Genomic DNA, 1,348 nt, shown 5'->3' on the forward strand with positions numbered 1-1,348 from the left:
CGCGAGATCCGCTCCTTCTGGTATCCCACCTGGCTCGCGCAACCGGCGGCCCTGGTGCCGGAGAGCCGCGTGCTCGATGCGCCGGCGGATGGTTTGTCGGTGGACGCGGCGCTTGAAATTGCGCAGCAGTATGAGCTGGTGATCATTCATACCAGCACGCCGTCGTTTCCCACGGATGCGATGTTTGCGCAGGACCTGAAGGCGCGCAAGCCGTCGGTCATGATCGGTATGGTGGGCGCCAAGGTGGCCGTCGATCCGCACAATTCGCTCACGGCGAGCGACGCAATCGATTTCGTCTGCCGCGAGGAATTCGATTTCACCTGCCAGGAAGTCGCGGCGGGCAAACCGCTCGCGCAGATCCAGGGCCTGAGTTATCGCGCGGCGGATGGCTCGATCGAACACAACGAGGCACGTCCGATTCTCGAAGACATGGACGAACTGCCGTTCGTCGCGCCGGTTTACAAGCGTGACCTGAAGATCGGCAATTACTTTATCGGCTATCTGAAGCATCCGTATGTCTCGATCTACACGGGCCGCGGTTGCCGTTCGAAGTGCACGTTCTGTCTGTGGCCGCAGACGGTGGGCGGTCATCGCTACCGCACCCGCTCGGTGGAAAACGTGCTGGAAGAAGTGAAGTGGATTCGCGACAACATGCCCGAAGTCAGGGAGATCATGTTCGACGACGACACCTTCACCGACTTTAAACCGCGCGTCGAAGAGATCGCCCGCGGCCTCGGCAAACTCGGCGTGACGTGGTCCTGCAACGCGAAAGCGAACGTGCCTTACGCGACGCTGAAGATCATGAAGGAAAACGGCCTGCGTCTGCTGCTGGTGGGCTATGAATCGGGCGACGACCAGATCCTGCTGAACATCAAGAAGGGGCTGCGCACGGATATCGCGCGGCGTTTCAGCGAAGACTGCCGCAAGCTCGACATCAAGATTCACGGCACCTTCATTCTGGGTCTGCCGGGCGAGACCCAGGAGACGATCGAAAAGACCATCGAGTACGCCAGAGAGATCAATCCGCACACGATCCAGGTGTCGCTCGCCGCGCCGTATCCGGGCACGACGCTTTACCGGCAGGCGGTGGAAAACGGCTGGATGGAAGAGAACAAGGTCATCAATCTCGTCAGCAAGGAAGGCGTGCAGCTTGCTGCCATCGGCTATCCGCATCTTTCGCGCGAAGAGATTTATCACCATGTGGAGCGCTTTTATAAGCGCTTCTATTTCCGGCCCTCGAAAATCTGGGAGATTGTGCGCGAGATGCTGATGAGCTGGGACATGATGAAGCGGCGCCTGCGCGAAGGCGTCGAGTTCTTCCGGTTCCTGCGCGCTCACGAAGCCTGAT

General features: G+C 59.6%; 1 protein-coding gene. It reads left to right on the top strand.

What is annotated here, in order from left to right:
- A partial coding sequence (gene hpnJ / locus FQ755_RS00010; RefSeq protein ID WP_144150083.1) for a hopanoid biosynthesis associated radical SAM protein HpnJ occupies positions 1–1,347 on the top strand: 1,347 nt, incomplete at its 5' end.
- Position 1,348: the final 1 nt, after the last annotated feature.

The sequence above is a fragment of the Paraburkholderia sp. BCC1885 genome, from assembly GCF_900996235.1.
Taxonomy (GTDB): Bacteria; Pseudomonadota; Gammaproteobacteria; order Burkholderiales; family Burkholderiaceae; genus Paraburkholderia.